A 13,538-nucleotide genomic window follows, 5' to 3' on the forward strand; every position below is an offset into this window, starting at 1 on the left:
TCAGAACCGGATCAACCGCTCCTCGTGAAATCCTCTCAAAGTGATCGGGCCGAGGCCAAATAGCGACAGCATACCGATGTCGCTATAGGGATAGGATGCCGTAGCCCTGACGATGCATACTTGCGCAACAGTGGAGCGGTATTCGGTGACGCCGGCAACGACGGCGTCATGACAGTCAGCGACAGCAGCAATTGTCACTGTCGCGTTGTTGGATGTGCCCCCCGATTTCTGCCAGCCACTGATGCGCGGGTTGCCTGTGCCTCCCGCATTGCCGAAGACCGCTATGTTGGCAGCGATGTCGGCGCAGTTGATCGCAGCAAGCCCAGCATCGGTGTACATCTTGCTGTTGCAACGCGCGCCGAAGCGGGCTGCGTCCGAAAGTCCTGCCTCCATCAGCAGTTTGTCATGGATCAGGTTGCCGAATTCGAACACGCCCGCCGACAGAAGCAGCAGCACCGGCGCGATCAATGCCATTTCGACAAGTGCGGTACCACGCCGGTCGCGTCGAAATCTGTCGAGGTGACGGAACAGGAAGCTGATCATCGTCATCACCGGTAAAGCTGGGCTTCGTCGCGCAGGTAGTTGTCGAGCGTACCGCTACCGCCCCTGCCTGTGATGTCGACGAGTTCCACCATGATATCCTTACCGTCGATGATGGGCTCTGTGATAAAGAAACTGGCAAATCTCCTGGCCGGAATGCCCGTCTGGCGGCCGCTGAAATTCATGCCTGATGCCCTGAGCGCATTGCAGTCCAGGATTGCGCCGTAAAGCAACCGGCGGTCAGGGATTGAGATCGGAGTGCCGGCCCCAGCAGGAGGCGTGCCTCTTTCGCCGCCAACGGACGCGTCCGAAACGATGTTGTTGTCGATCTCGTAGCGATACACTTCATACCGCGTCGGGAGATCGGCGCCAGTGCCGGACAAAGCCGCCGGCACGGTGCGTGTCGGGTGATTGGCGGCCCAGTAGCGCGCGAAGTTCCAGTCGCCGGCGCCCATGCGGCCACCCATCAAGGTGCAGTTGCCGGCGATCTGACACGAGTCGCGCTCCAGCCCGATGCCTTTGGTCGGGTCTGTTTGGTAGTCGACCTTGTTGTCCTTGACAAATTGATCCCAGTTTATGGCACCCTTGCGCACATTGACCCCAGGCCCGTCCGAAAACGATGACGCATCGATGCCGAAGCGCGAGTTGATGCCATCTTTCACCGGACCGGAATTCTGTCCCGGTTCCGTGTCGACGCCATCGCGCGAATAACAATTCTGTGGCTTGGAGTCGGCCAGCATCTTTTCGAGCTGATTGGCGCCGTTGCCGAAAGGCGAAGCCAGGAAAGCGAAATTGCCTGGAAAGTAAGACCCGTCTCCGCGCAGCTTGATCTGGCGACGACGGTATTGCCTGGTTTGCGCCGCCTGTTCCAATGTGACGCCGCCGGTGATGCTTGTGTCCTCATATGGGTTGCACATGAAAACGGGCGTATACTCGCAAACACCCGACGTGAAGCCCGCGACGGAAACCGCGCCGACACTGAATGAACCGCTCGCCGAACTCGACAGGAACGAAACCGGGAAAAAGGCGCTGAAGCCGGTCGGTGCGACAGTGACTTGAACGAATTTGGTCTCATCCTCGCCAATAACAGGATCCGCATTGGCAAGATAAGTTGCCTGGTTGGCCGTCGTTATCTTCGTACCGTCGGCGGCTGGGATCGCCTTCAGAAAACACCAGGAGATGTTCCCGGCGGTGTTGCATCGCGTCGTGCCGCCCGGTTGCCCGGAGGTCAACGTGAACCGGCCCGAATTCGAGAAATTGCTTTCATTGTCGACCAGCGTCGCCATGGCGCGCTCGGCCCTTGCCCAGGAACCGGGCAGGCCATCAAGCTCTGCGGCCCCAGCCAGCGAAAAGGCGTCAGCCGCCTTCTGCAGATCGTTGTGGAGATTGTTGACCCGGCTTGCGTCGATCACCAACAGCGAGAAGCCGACGATCGCCGGCAACATGATGCTGACCAGGATGAGTGCTATACCCCTCTGATCGTGCCAGAACGCGCGAACAATTCGCAACATGGCGTTACTCTCAGCTCCCCTGGCCCCAGAACCCCTCGTTCGTCTGGCGCCTATTAAAACCGCATCCTTCTGTTCAGTTCGTGGTCGGCGTGCCGACATTCACCGTGATCGCCGGCGGCGGCGGCGGTGGCGGCGGAAATTTGTAGTTGCGGGCAACAAGCGCAGCGCGCGTGCCGTCGCCTTCGATATGTGTGTTCTTCGCGTTCGGATTGAACGGGTCTACCGTCTGCGCCAGCGAATTGAATTTTTGTGTGTCGCCGGCGGCCAAGGTCACCGTGTCGTAGTGGTTGAGATAGTCCGCGGCGCACCCCGATAGTGCACCGGCGCACAGAATGAGGATCAGGACACTATTTCTTGACATAGAGCATCTTGTCCTTCGATTTGAAGTCCAGCATGTGGCCATAGGGGCCAGTCACGCCGTCGCCCGTTTCATATTTGCGGATCATATCCTTGTTCACTTCGAGCTGACCGAGCACGAAGAATTCCGGATCGTTGGCCGGCCGTGTCTTGTCGAACGGCGTCGCCAGTTGTTCGCCGGGCTTGACCGGCCGCACGACGTGCGGCGTGACGATGACCACCAGTTCGGTCTCTTCCTTCTGGTTGCTCGAATTTCGAAACAACGTCCCGATGACCGGCACCTGGCCGAGCCACGGCACCTGTTCCTGCAGCTTGGTGGTCTTGCTGGACAGCAGCCCTCCGACCGCAAAGCTCTGGCCGTCGCGCAATTCGACAACGGTATCAAGCTTGCGGTTGGTGAAGATCGGGTCGCCGGCGGTGGTGAAGCCGGTCAGATCGCTAACCTCCGGCGCCAGCTTCATATGGATCTTGCCGTCGTCGAGCACGATTGGTGTGAACAGCAAATTTACGCCGAATTGCTTGTACGTGATGGTTACCTGGCCATCATTGCCGACGACACGGATAGGGACTTCGCCGCCGGCGTTGAAGCTGGCTGGTTCACCGGAAAGCGTTGTTAGATTGGGATTGGCGAGCGTGCGCACGACGCCCTTGGCCTCAAGCGCTTCAATGATCAGGTCGACCTTGATGTTGCTGTCAATGACGCGGGTGATCAGCGCCGCGAAGGGATTGCTGGTCGACAGCAGGCCGGTGAGCAGATCGCCCGGGCCGAGCACTAAATTGTCCTTGTCGACGGTGGCGATGCCGGTTGCGGCGCGTGTCGTGCCGCTGCCGTTCGTGCTCCTGATCGACACGCCGAGATCGCGGCCGGCGTTGCGCTTGGCTTCCAGCACGCGCACTTCCAGATTGACCTGCTGACTGTCGTCGACAATGACGGAATTTATGATGGAGTCGGGGCCATACTGCTGCGCGACCTCAAGAATCGACGCCAGCGTGGCGCCATCCTTGACATGGCCGCCAAGCCTGACCTTGCCGTTGATCGAGCCGATCTCGATGCGCGCCTTGGGCGCCACCTGGCGGATCGCCTGCGCCATGTCGCTGACGTCGACGCCCACTTCGATCTGGATGACGCCGAGCGAGCGCTTTTCCGGAGAGAAGAGATTGACCGTGGTGGTGCCGGCGCTCTTGCCGATGACATACAGCGTCCGGTCGGTCATCGGCTGGGCATCGGCGATCTTCTCGTCGCCGACAACGATATCGCCGAGATTGGCGCTCACCTGGAGCGTCACAGACTGTGACATGGGCAGGAAGATGCGATGGACGCTCGGGTTCGATACGTCGATGAAGCGGTCGGCTGCTTCGGCGGCAAGACTCCACGTCAGTGGCACCGCCATACAGGACAGCGCGGCCGCCGCCATCCTCAACCAAAACCCCCGCATTCTCGTCTCCCTAAAATGCTGCTTCGCAGCCTTAATTTACCGCACCTTCTGATTTTTGTCGCGGCACTTCATAGGATTCGAGCTTCACACCCCGAAAAACCCCAACCGTCGCCATCGTCGGCGGCTCCGGCTGCACATACTTGACCACTTCCTTGACGACCTCCTGCGGGGCGGGTGCCGCCGCAACGACCGGTGCCGGCTTCACTTTGCCTAGCTCATCGAGGCGGCTTCCCACTCGTTCCACGGCCTGGGCCAATCCGGCGATCTTGTCGTCGGCACGCTTGCGCTCCGCTGCGGCCGCAGCATCAGCTGCAGCCTTCCTGTCGAGTTCGGCCTGCTTGGCAGCGATGTCGGCCGGCGTTTCGGCAGTCAGGTCTGACACCGTGACGCGTTCGGTCGTCTCGCCCTTGCTGGCGGCTGCCTGGCGAAGCGCCAGCGACAACTGGCCCGCGCCAGCGGCCAAGGTAAGCTTCTGCGCATCCTTGGTGCTGACTTCGAGCGTCACCGCTTTGACGACGGTAGGGCTGTCCTTGCTCTCATCGGCGACCTGGTCGACGGCGAGCACCTTCATGCTCTGCAACAGCACATCGACAAAACTTTGATCCGCACCGTCAGCATTGCGCACCGTGCGTGTCAGCAGGACATCGACACGGTCGCCCGGGAAGACGAATCCGGCGACGCCAAGCACGTCGTTGACCCTGATGGAAACGGCTTTCATGCCTTCGCCGAGCACTGCCGAAAGCGTGGCGCGCTGGCCGGGACCGGTGATCTTGTTGGCGAGAATTGGTTCGTTGACGCCGATCGCCTGCAGCGCCTGCTTCGAACCTTCTCCGGCCAGCAGGTCCTTTGTTGTCTTGAAGGCGCCAGTCGGAACCGCGCCCGTCGGCCATGCGACTTCGCGCAATTTATCGGCGGACAGTGTGTCACCAAACTTCAGCGGCACTGACGCTACGACCACGGTATCGCGAGGGACCTCGCCTGTCTGTGCAATGGCACTGCGCTGGTTGGCCAGCCAGATATTGGCGAGCACAACCGCCAGCACTCCGAATACGCCGGCAAGGATGATCATTATGATTGTATTTGCGCGCATGACCCCAACCCCAGGAGGCTTGTTAAATCAGCCGCGCTTGTCCGGCGGCTGACCTCAGGCCCGGACCCCCTGTCCGGGCCTGAGGAGAGCGCGAGTAATTAGCTACCCGTGCCACCTACGGCGCAACTGCCAGGTCCAGAATTCAGACCATTGCAGAGGGCGGTGAAACGTCCGGTCACCCACAAACCGATGCCGACGATGATCAGAATAGATGCGGTGGCGATGATGCCGACCAGGATAGAATATTCGACCATAGCAGCGCCGTTTTCGTCTTCTCGGAACTGCCGGGCCATCGTCATGAGCTTCTTCATGCCAATTTCTCCCTTTGGAGGTTTGAACCCGACGAGACAGAGCCAAGGATGAACCCCATACCCAGCATCCCCCGTCACCTCAATCCTAGGTCCCGCGAAAAAGCAGAGTCAAACGGATTAACAATTCGTTTACCTTCCCATACCTGATTCGGAGCGGCATCAATTCAGACAAGAGCTTGATTTGATTAATTTTTCAAGCCGCTTTAACCATTCGTTCACAATTATGCCACGCTGGGGGCAAACGGGTCCTCATATTAGCCAGTCTGCATAATCCTTTATATCTAAAGGCTTATGGCACTCATTCGCCGCCACAGCGCTTGTCACGATGGGAAATGTTTCGTGAGTTGAGGTCGGGGTATGTTTGCCCATGCAGAGTTTCAAAATAAAACGATTTTTTTTGGTCTGGCTCTTTAATTTCGGCAAGTAACGAGAGGCGCCATTGTGCCCTGCGGCCTTACCCCTTGGTTCTATTGATCGTTTGGGCTTGCTGGCTCGGCTTTGAGAGGTCGCGCGTCGGGGTCAGCTGAACGAACATGTCCTGCAAAGCGCCATATCAGCAAGGTTGCCAAAATCGAGACATAGCCGTCGACGGCGTAGTGCCAGCCGAAATAGACGGAGCCGAACATGATCACGGCGGCGTATGCCCACGCCGCGGCGCCAACCCAACGGTTGAGGCTCCAAAGGAACAGGGCATTCAAGGTGACGATTGCCACATGAAAGCTCGGCATTGCCGATATGCCGCTGCCGACAACGGCTCGATTGGTCGTGTAAGAAGCGTAGAGATAGTCGCTGATTTTCAGCGTATCCGGGCCGGCGTTGCTATCTTTCAACGCTGACATCAGATCGACGAAGCGCGATCCAGCGAAAATCCGGTCATAGAAGATAGGCCCAGCCGACGAACCTAAAACTCGTAGGCCAATACCCAGCACGATGGCCATGGTCATCAACGCGACGAAATATCGTTGACGTGCGTCGGGCCGCTCCAGCCAGGCCGCAAGCAGGACAACCATTGCAAGCTGTATGATCCAGAACTGGGAATAGAGTATGTAGAGCACCCGATCGATCGGCGCGGCGACGGGGACCAATCGAGTCCATCGCCAAGGATCACCAAAATGAACGGCGGCGTCGATCCGGGCAAGCCACGGATCGGCAAAGAAAGTGACCATGTCGGACAAGTCGTGCTTGTAGGCCGTGAAGGCTGCGACGCATACAATGAAGATAGCGATGGTCGAGATGGCCCCGATGCCGCGCAAAACCAGCTTGTCGCGGACGAAGCTGAGAGGAGATTTGGGCCTGTTGATCATTCCGGCGACGGCTAGCCCAACAAGCATCATCGGCGGCAGAAGCAAGTAGTAGAGTACCAGGCGAGTGTCGCCGAAAGCCGAAAGGTACGATCGCGTGAAGAGGCATGCCGCGACTCCGGCATACAGCAGGGCAATGCATGCCAGTTTCGCAGATGGGGCGAGGCGGGGACGGATTGCGGAGTGTTCCGCTAAGTCAGGCGCCATTTCCATTTTCGGACGGGCTTCTTCTTGATCATTGGAAGCGGTGGTGGGTCATAGGTGACTGCCTGCGATTTGGCCGGTGTTGTCGCGTAGTGTTCAACGCCGACCGCCGACGATCCGATAATCGCGCCTGCAAGGACTATCAGGACTATCTGCCGATCGAACATTGGATGACACCCCCGGTTCGCGGATACATTAGCGGTCCCCGGTTAATGATATATGGTGTCGATCTCCGAGGCGACGGCGTGCAGTGGCATCCGCGCAGCTGGTTTTCCCGAGGACCCTGATGGCGGCCCGTGTCCTGGCAACGATGCAGCGACGCCGAAACCAAGGATGAAATCCGTGCTCAAGCATCCCGCATCACCCCAATCCTAGGTCGTACAAAAAAGCAAAGTCAAACAGATTAACTGTCTGTTGACCCTCAAATACCTGAGAATTGAGTTCAAGGGCCAATTTAACTCTAGCAAGAGTTTGATTCGGCTGATTTCTCAAGCGTCATCAATCTTCCATCCACCATTTGACCGCATTCTACGGCGGAAAGGGAGTCATATTAGCCAATCACCATATTCATTTATATCTAATGGCTTACGACGAGCTCTCGCCGGCATGCCGTTTGTTGCGATGTGAAATATTTCGTGACGTCGAAAGTCGGGGATGGTTCGTGATGGCGGCTGAGCGCAGCGTTGGAACAAAAACGATTTTTTTTGCGCGCCAGCTTTAACTATGTTGTAAGTAATAAGCGTTCAGCGCCTCGCTCGGCGCTTGTGCCTCTCTTGGTTAACGCTTAGTTTCTGATCCCGGGGAATTTCAAGGGGGCTTCAGCGATGTTGGGTCGCTTTATCAAAGGACCGAATGAGCCGCGGGCGGAAGCGCCGCCACTGATCGCTGTGGCGGTGTCAAATGCGACACCGATCCCGACGCCAGACTTTGAACCACATGGCGACGACTTCCTGACGCTCAAGGTTGAGATCCACCGCCATCTGATCGACCGCTTCAACCTGGCCGCGCTCGAAACGGCAACCAAGGACGAGATACTCAACGAAATCAGGCCGATCGTGCGGGAATTTGTCCGCAGTCGAAACGTGCCGCTGAATGCACGTGAACTCGATCAATTGACCAGCGACACCGCCGACGAGATGCTTGGCCTGGGGCCGATCGAACCGCTGCTCAAGGACGACTCCATCGCTGATATCCTGATCAACACGCACAACCGCGTCTTCATTGAGCGGCGCGGCGTGATCGAGGAAACACCGATCCGTTTTCGTGACGAGGCGCATCTGCTGCGCATCATCAACAAGATCGTTTCGGCGATCGGCCGCCGTGTCGATGAATCCGCGCCGATGGTCGACGCCCGCCTGGCAGACGGGTCGCGCGTCAACATCGCGGTGCGGCCGATCTCGGTGGATGGCCCGCTGGTCTCGATTCGAAAATTCTCGAAAAACCCCTATTCGCTCGAACGCCTGATGGCATTCAACTCGATCCGTCCGCCCATGGTCGACTTGCTCCGGATCGCCGTGCAGTCGCGCAAATCCATCCTGGTCTCGGGCGGCACCGGCAGCGGCAAGACGACCTTGCTCAACGCGTTGTCCAGCTACATCCCTTCGAAAGAGCGCTTGATCACCATTGAGGATGCAGCTGAACTGCAATTGCAGCAGCCGCATGTGGGCCGGCTGGAGACGCGCCCACCCAATACCGAGGGCAAGGGTGAGGTTCGCCAGCGCGAACTGCTCAAGAATGCACTGCGCATGCGACCCGACCGCATCATCGTCGGCGAGGTGCGTGGCGAAGAAGCCTTCGACATGCTGCAGGCCATGAACACCGGCCATGAGGGGTCGATGACCACCATCCATGCCAACACGCCGCGTGATGCGATATCGCGCCTGGAGCAGATGGTCGGCATGGCCGGAATGCCGATGACCCATGATGCCATCCGGGCACAGATCGCATCCGCTATCGACATCATCGTGCAGACGCAGCGTCTTTCCGATGGCGGCAGGCGAGTTGTCTCCATATCGGAGCTGACCGGCATGGAAGGCAATGTCGTACAGCTCCAGGAAATCTATCATTTTGTTCGGCGTGATGTCGCAGCCGACGGCGCGATCATCGGAGATTTTCGGGCAACGGGTGTCCGACCGCGCTTTGCCCCGGAAGCGGCTACGCTGGGACATCATTTCGCAAAGGATGCATTCAATCCGCAGGTTGCGCTGTGATGCCGACCGGACAGACCCTGCTTTATTTCATCTACGTATTGGCAGCCGCCTCGGTGATCCTTGCGGTCGAGTCTCTCTACGTGTCGTATTCCGCGCGGCATGCAAGGGTTGGAGTTATCAATCGCCGACTAAAGCGGCTCGGAGAGGAGGGGGCCGCAGAACAGACACTGCAAGGTCTTTTGCTCGAGCGAGGCTTGACCAACACCGGCGACTACCTCTTCGGAGCAGTAGGTTTAAACAGGCTTTATACGCAGTCGGGTACCACGGGGAATCCAATCCTCTTCGCAACGATCTTTCTGTTGGCGGGAGCGGTTGCAGGGCTTCTCCTCTGGTTACTGACCGCCCTGCCGGTGGTTCTGGGGATCGTGGCCTTTTTCGTCATCGGCTTTGTGCTGCCCTTGCTGGTTCTGCGGCGAGCGCGCAACAGGCGAATCCGCAAATTCGCCCAGCAACTTCCTGACGCTCTCGACATGATCGTACGGTCGCTGAGGGCCGGTCATCCGGCATCGGTGGCAATCAGCTTGGTCGCACGTGAGATGCCCGACCCGCTCGGAACCGAATTCGGCATCGTGTCCGACGAAATCACGTTCGGTCTCAGCCTGGAGCATGCGGTACGGAAGCTGTCGGAGCGGGTCGGCTTCGAGGGTTTGCATTTGCTGTCGGTCTCACTCTCTATCCAATCCAAGACCGGCGGCAATCTCACCGAAATCCTGGGCAATCTTGCGTCGGTCCTGCGTGAACGGCAAAAACTGCGCTTGAAGATCAAAGCGCTTACGTCGGAAGGCCGAATGTCGGCCTGGATCATATCCTTGTTTCCCGTGGTGATGTTCCTGGCGCTTCAGGTCACCGCGCCCTCCTATTATGGCACCGTCTGGAACAATCCGCTGATGTTGCCGGCGATGACAATTTCCGCGGGCTGGGCACTGTTGGGCGACTACATGATGTATCGAATGGTCAACTTCGATATCTAGCGGAGCGAAGCACAGATTTGTTCGCGAACATGCAGGACCTGAGTTTTTTGATCTCCATTGCGGTGTTTCTGACCGCAGTGGCCCTGTTCCTTTTTGGAGCGCTCATCTTTCTTCCGGCGCTGCAGACGCGAAAACTGGTGACCCAGAGCCTTATTGCCGAAGGCATCGCTGACCGCCGGTCTTTGCTGGGACAGGAGAAGCTTGCGAGGATCGCTGCCCAGCGTCCGATCGACGCCTATTTCCGCTCTGTCGAGAAAGCGCGCGGAGAGCCAAATGCTTTGGAAGCCAAGCTTTTCCGTGCTGGTTTCTATAAAGCCAGTGCGCCGCTGCTCTATACGTTGTCGCGACTTGGCGTGGTGTGTCTTGGCTTCGTGGCTTGCTACGCGATTCTGTCTCGGGTCCTGCCGCCCACCTTGCCGAGTTTCCTAGCCTTCGTCGGATCCGCTCTGTTCGGTCTCTCCTGTCTGGTGATTCCAAGCGTTATGCTCGACCGCTTCGAGAGGGGACAAAAGCAGGTTTACCAACGCGGCTTTCCCGACTTCATGGACATGATGATCACCTGCGCCGACGCCGGCATGAGTTTGGAGGCGGCTGTCGAGCGTGTCAGCCAAGAACTGGCCGGCACCCATAAATGGCTGGGTATTCAGCTTTCGATCATGAATTTGCAAATGCGCGCCGGCAAGCCGATGCGGGATGCTCTGCGTGAACTCGCCGACCGCCTGGGACTTGATGAGGCACGGACTTTGGCTGTGCTTTTCAGGCAGTCGGAGGAACTTGGCACCAGCCTGACCGAAGCTTTGCGGGTTTATAGCGACGAGATGCGAAGCGCGCGGATCTTTCGCGCCGAGGAGCGCGCCAATTCCTTGCCGGTCAAAATGATGATCCCGTTGGGACTCTGTGTCTTTCCCGTTGTGCTCATGGTCATCCTATTGCCTGTGATCATTCGCATGAGGGGCGTTTTCTTCTAAAGTCGTATATGCTTTGGTTCCAAAACAGAGTCGGAGACTCTGGGGGAGAGAAGATGAGAAGGCCAATGCGCCTTGCAACCGCCGCCAGTTTGCTGGCCGTCCTGCTTGCTGGCTGCCAGACGAACGGGGCTGACGGCACCGATGGTGTCATTCGCACCAACGAACCATCGAAAGGTGATGTCACGTCCTTCGGCGATGCGTTCGACGGACTGAAGACGGTCGGTGACGTCGAATATTACGCTTCGGACCAGGCCGTCGCCGAGGCCAAGAACCAGTTCCGGGCGGAAAATTACGGCAACGCCGGTGCCCTGTTCTTCAAGGCGACGCAACTGGCTCCCAACGATGGTGGAGCATGGATGGGACTGGCCGCCTCATGCGATCGCATCCGCCGCTTCGACCTTGCCGACAAGGCTTACGCCCGGGCTTTCAAGCTGATGGGGGCGTCGCCCGAGTATTACAACAATGTCGGCTATTCCTATCTGCTGCGAGGCAAGCTGCAGGACGCACGCGCGAATTTCCTCAAGGCCTACGAACTGGCGCCCAACGATCCGACCGTGGCCAACAATCTGAAGCTCCTGTCGTCCAGCGTGCAGAACATCGAGCGGTAGAGCCCCAACATGCTGCTTGCCGCGTCGCTGCTGCTAAAGGCGCTCGCCCTCCCGCTTCTCGCGAGGATTGCATGGCTGGACTTCACGACCCAGAAAATTTCCAATCGTGATGTGCTGCTGCTTTTGTGCATCGGGCTGGGATCGCTGCAGTTTCTGTCGATTCTCTTGGGATCGTGGTGGGACATGGGCCTGAGCGCGCTAGCCGGCCTCGTGCTGTTTCTTGCGCTCTTCCCGTTCTGGGCTTTGCGCAAGGTCGGCGCTGGCGATGTCAAACTAATTTCAGTCATTCCGTTCGTGATCGGCGGAGCCGATCTCGTCCTGTTTTCCCTGCTGCTGCTTGTTTTCGCCCTGGCTACGGCTTTGATCGTGAAGAACCCGTTCATGCTGCCCGCGGGTGCCTTTCGCCTTTACACCGAACATCTCGATCGCAAGGGCGTTGTGCCGTTCGGCGTGCCGATTTCGGTTGCGGCGATCTGCACGATCGTGTTCCAGATTGTCAGCCGACTGATGGGCTATGGCGGTATTGAGACTTTCCTCTGATGTGCAAACGGCGTGCAGCTATTCCACGCTGAGCCGATAGCCAATACCGCGCACCGTCTGCAGCCAGACCGGATTGGACGGATCCCGCTCGATCTTGCGGCGCAGCCGGTTGATCTGGACGTCGATGGTGCGCTCGCCGACTTCCGAATCATCGCCGACCAGTTCGTGGCGCGGAATGGTTTCGCCGGCGCGCGCGGCGAAGATCGCCAGGATCTCCTGCTCGCGGTCAGTCAGCTTCAGCGCCTCGCCACCGCGCTTCAGCTCGCGCCTGGCGATCTGGAAGGTGTAGGGGCCGAAGACCAGCTGCTCGACCTTGGGGGTGGTCGCCGGGCCGCCGCGGCGCAGGATGTTGTTGATGCGCAGGATCAGCTCGCGCGGGTCGAATGGTTTGGGCAGATAGTCATCGGCGCCGGCCTCAAGCCCGGTGATGCGGCTGTCGGTCTCCGACAGCGCCGTCAGCATCAGGATCGGCACGTTCTTCTCCGCCCGCAGCGCCTTGGTGAGGTCGACGCCGGTTTCACCGGGCATCATGACGTCGAGGACGAGGAGGTCGAAGTCGAGCCCGGCGAGCTTGCGCCTGGCCTCGCCGGCATTGCCGGCGACTGTGACGCGAAAACCGTTTTCGGTCAGATACTGCTTCAGCAAATTGCGGATGCGGGTGTCGTCGTCGACCACAAGCAGATGCGGCGCGTCATCGTCCGGCGCCGCCGGCTGGTCCACCCTCTCAATGGTCTCCATGGCTTTTCCCTGACATGTTTGCAGGCACAATGTCGATCTGCGCCCTTAGTTCCGGATTGACCATGGCTTCCAGGAATCTTTCGATCAAGGGACGCTCGCTGGCTCCGGAATCTTCCAATGCAGCACGGATGCGGCGTGACTGTGGCCGTGCAAGAGCCAGCGCCAAGGCCCGGCCCTTGGCCGTCGGGTAGAGTTCACGCTGGCGGCGGTCGCGCGGGCCTTGCAACTGCACGATATGGTCGGTGTCGATCAGCTGCTTCAGCACCCGCGCTAGGCTCTGCTTGGTGATCTTGAGCACATCGAGCAGTTCGGCGACCGTCAGCCCCGGCCGGCGGTTGACGAAATGCAGCACCCGGTGGTGGGCGCGGCCGAAACCGTAATCGGCCAGGATCTGGTCGGGATCGGAGGTGAAGTCACGGTAGGCAAAGAAGAACAGTTCGATGATGGCGAAGTCGATGCCGTCCTCATCGGTGATCGCCGTCTTGATCGGTTTTCCGGCAGCTGGGCTTCGATCCGTCATCATTTCTCCGTCCATAGAGGGAAATTATGTCAGTACTATTGACGTAATTTCCCCGCAATGGTAATTTTTGACAAGCTTTTGGGCGGATTGCGAACGAAAAGGCAAGGGAGCGCGGTTTTTCCGGAACTTCCTGAGTTTGCCAGAGTTCGATTATCCGCTTACGCTTCAGGATATCCGGCCGCCTGATGCGGCTGTCGCGAAACAAACAACAACACCAATGATGTGCGGGCCGC

14 protein-coding genes are annotated in these 13,538 nt (G+C 58.7%); 5 read left to right on the forward strand and 9 right to left on the reverse strand.

Translation table 11 applies throughout. The features are described 5' to 3' along the window. From AC1DZ8_RS12245 to AC1DZ8_RS12275, 7 genes are all read right to left on the reverse strand, one after another. Positions 1–549, reverse strand: a complete 549-nt coding sequence (locus tag AC1DZ8_RS12245; protein WP_477400938.1) for a TadE/TadG family type IV pilus assembly protein — start codon at positions 547–549, stop codon at positions 1–3. Next, on the reverse strand, positions 549–2,150 hold the full coding sequence (locus tag AC1DZ8_RS12250; RefSeq protein WP_477303092.1) for a pilus assembly protein TadG-related protein: 1,602 nt from the start codon (positions 2,148–2,150) through the stop codon (positions 549–551). Before AC1DZ8_RS12250 ends, AC1DZ8_RS12245 begins: the two co-directional genes overlap by 1 nt. Further along, positions 2,125–2,412, reverse strand: coding sequence for a hypothetical protein (locus AC1DZ8_RS12255; RefSeq protein WP_477303090.1), 288 nt, complete (start codon positions 2,410–2,412; stop codon positions 2,125–2,127). Before AC1DZ8_RS12255 ends, AC1DZ8_RS12250 begins: the two co-directional genes overlap by 26 nt. Beyond that, positions 2,399–3,844 carry a type II and III secretion system protein family protein gene (locus AC1DZ8_RS12260; protein ID WP_477303088.1) on the reverse strand — a complete coding sequence of 482 codons (1,446 nt, stop codon included), beginning with the start codon at positions 3,842–3,844 and terminating at the stop codon, positions 2,399–2,401. Before AC1DZ8_RS12260 ends, AC1DZ8_RS12255 begins: the two co-directional genes overlap by 14 nt. 31 nt (positions 3,845–3,875) lie before the next feature. Then, positions 3,876–4,934, reverse strand: coding sequence for a Flp pilus assembly protein CpaB (gene cpaB / locus AC1DZ8_RS12265; protein ID WP_477303086.1), 1,059 nt, complete (start codon positions 4,932–4,934; stop codon positions 3,876–3,878). Positions 4,935–5,032: 98 nt separating this feature from the next. Continuing rightward, positions 5,033–5,245 carry a Flp family type IVb pilin gene (locus AC1DZ8_RS12270; RefSeq protein WP_477303084.1) on the reverse strand — a complete coding sequence of 71 codons (213 nt, stop codon included), beginning with the start codon at positions 5,243–5,245 and terminating at the stop codon, positions 5,033–5,035. 467 nt (positions 5,246–5,712) lie between these two features. Beyond that, positions 5,713–6,759 (reverse strand): phosphatase PAP2 family protein, encoded by a 1,047-nt coding sequence (locus AC1DZ8_RS12275; protein ID WP_477400940.1) that lies wholly within the window; start codon positions 6,757–6,759, stop codon positions 5,713–5,715. Between the two features lie 815 nt (positions 6,760–7,574). On the opposite strand from AC1DZ8_RS12275, the gene AC1DZ8_RS12280 reads away from it, so the two are divergent. The 5 genes from AC1DZ8_RS12280 to AC1DZ8_RS12300 are packed head-to-tail and all read left to right on the forward strand — an operon-like array spanning position 7,575 to position 12,047. Next, positions 7,575–8,960, forward strand: coding sequence for a CpaF family protein (locus AC1DZ8_RS12280; protein WP_477303080.1), 1,386 nt, complete (start codon positions 7,575–7,577; stop codon positions 8,958–8,960). After that, entirely contained in the window at positions 8,960–9,931 is a 972-nt protein-coding gene (locus tag AC1DZ8_RS12285; RefSeq protein ID WP_477303078.1) for a type II secretion system F family protein, read from the forward strand. Before AC1DZ8_RS12280 ends, AC1DZ8_RS12285 begins: the two co-directional genes overlap by 1 nt. Before the next feature lie 17 nt (positions 9,932–9,948). Beyond that, positions 9,949–10,899 (forward strand): type II secretion system F family protein, encoded by a 951-nt coding sequence (locus AC1DZ8_RS12290; RefSeq protein WP_477303076.1) that lies wholly within the window; start codon positions 9,949–9,951, stop codon positions 10,897–10,899. Positions 10,900–10,952: 53 nt separating this feature from the next. After that, positions 10,953–11,507, forward strand: coding sequence for a tetratricopeptide repeat protein (locus tag AC1DZ8_RS12295; RefSeq protein ID WP_477303074.1), 555 nt, complete (start codon positions 10,953–10,955; stop codon positions 11,505–11,507). 9 nt (positions 11,508–11,516) lie between these two features. Continuing rightward, entirely contained in the window at positions 11,517–12,047 is a 531-nt protein-coding gene (locus tag AC1DZ8_RS12300; protein ID WP_477303072.1) for a prepilin peptidase, read from the forward strand. An 18-nt stretch (positions 12,048–12,065) separates the two neighbouring features. Here AC1DZ8_RS12300 and AC1DZ8_RS12305 read toward each other — a convergent pair whose 3' ends face one another. Together AC1DZ8_RS12305 and AC1DZ8_RS12310 are read right to left on the reverse strand one after the other, a co-directional pair. Next, a complete protein-coding gene (locus tag AC1DZ8_RS12305; RefSeq protein ID WP_023744302.1) occupies positions 12,066–12,785 on the reverse strand; it encodes a response regulator in 720 nt (239 codons plus the stop codon). Beyond that, positions 12,772–13,305: a MarR family winged helix-turn-helix transcriptional regulator gene (locus tag AC1DZ8_RS12310; protein ID WP_112561176.1), complete on the reverse strand. Its 534-nt coding sequence runs from the start codon at positions 13,303–13,305 to the stop codon at positions 12,772–12,774. The genes AC1DZ8_RS12305 and AC1DZ8_RS12310 overlap by 14 nt, the downstream gene beginning before the upstream one ends. Positions 13,306–13,538: the final 233 nt, after the last annotated feature.

The sequence above is a fragment of the Mesorhizobium sp. P2_F7 genome, from assembly GCF_056403695.1.

Coding starts and splice junctions, on each gene's coding strand:
- AC1DZ8_RS12245 (WP_477400938.1), bottom strand. CDS start 549: ATGACGATGATCAGCTTCCTGTTCCGTCACCTCGACAGATTTCGACGC.
- AC1DZ8_RS12250 (WP_477303092.1), bottom strand. CDS start 2,150: ATGTCGGCACGCCGACCACGAACTGAACAGAAGGATGCGGTTTTAATA.
- AC1DZ8_RS12255 (WP_477303090.1), bottom strand. CDS start 2,412: ATGTCAAGAAATAGTGTCCTGATCCTCATTCTGTGCGCCGGTGCACTA.
- AC1DZ8_RS12260 (WP_477303088.1), bottom strand. CDS start 3,844: ATGCGGGGGTTTTGGTTGAGGATGGCGGCGGCCGCGCTGTCCTGTATG.
- cpaB (WP_477303086.1), bottom strand. CDS start 4,934: ATGCGCGCAAATACAATCATAATGATCATCCTTGCCGGCGTATTCGGA.
- AC1DZ8_RS12270 (WP_477303084.1), bottom strand. CDS start 5,245: ATGAAGAAGCTCATGACGATGGCCCGGCAGTTCCGAGAAGACGAAAAC.
- AC1DZ8_RS12275 (WP_477400940.1), bottom strand. CDS start 6,759: ATGGAAATGGCGCCTGACTTAGCGGAACACTCCGCAATCCGTCCCCGC.
- AC1DZ8_RS12280 (WP_477303080.1), top strand. CDS start 7,575: ATGTTGGGTCGCTTTATCAAAGGACCGAATGAGCCGCGGGCGGAAGCG.
- AC1DZ8_RS12285 (WP_477303078.1), top strand. CDS start 8,960: ATGCCGACCGGACAGACCCTGCTTTATTTCATCTACGTATTGGCAGCC.
- AC1DZ8_RS12295 (WP_477303074.1), top strand. CDS start 10,953: ATGAGAAGGCCAATGCGCCTTGCAACCGCCGCCAGTTTGCTGGCCGTC.
- AC1DZ8_RS12300 (WP_477303072.1), top strand. CDS start 11,517: ATGCTGCTTGCCGCGTCGCTGCTGCTAAAGGCGCTCGCCCTCCCGCTT.
- AC1DZ8_RS12305 (WP_023744302.1), bottom strand. CDS start 12,785: ATGGAGACCATTGAGAGGGTGGACCAGCCGGCGGCGCCGGACGATGAC.
- AC1DZ8_RS12310 (WP_112561176.1), bottom strand. CDS start 13,305: ATGACGGATCGAAGCCCAGCTGCCGGAAAACCGATCAAGACGGCGATC.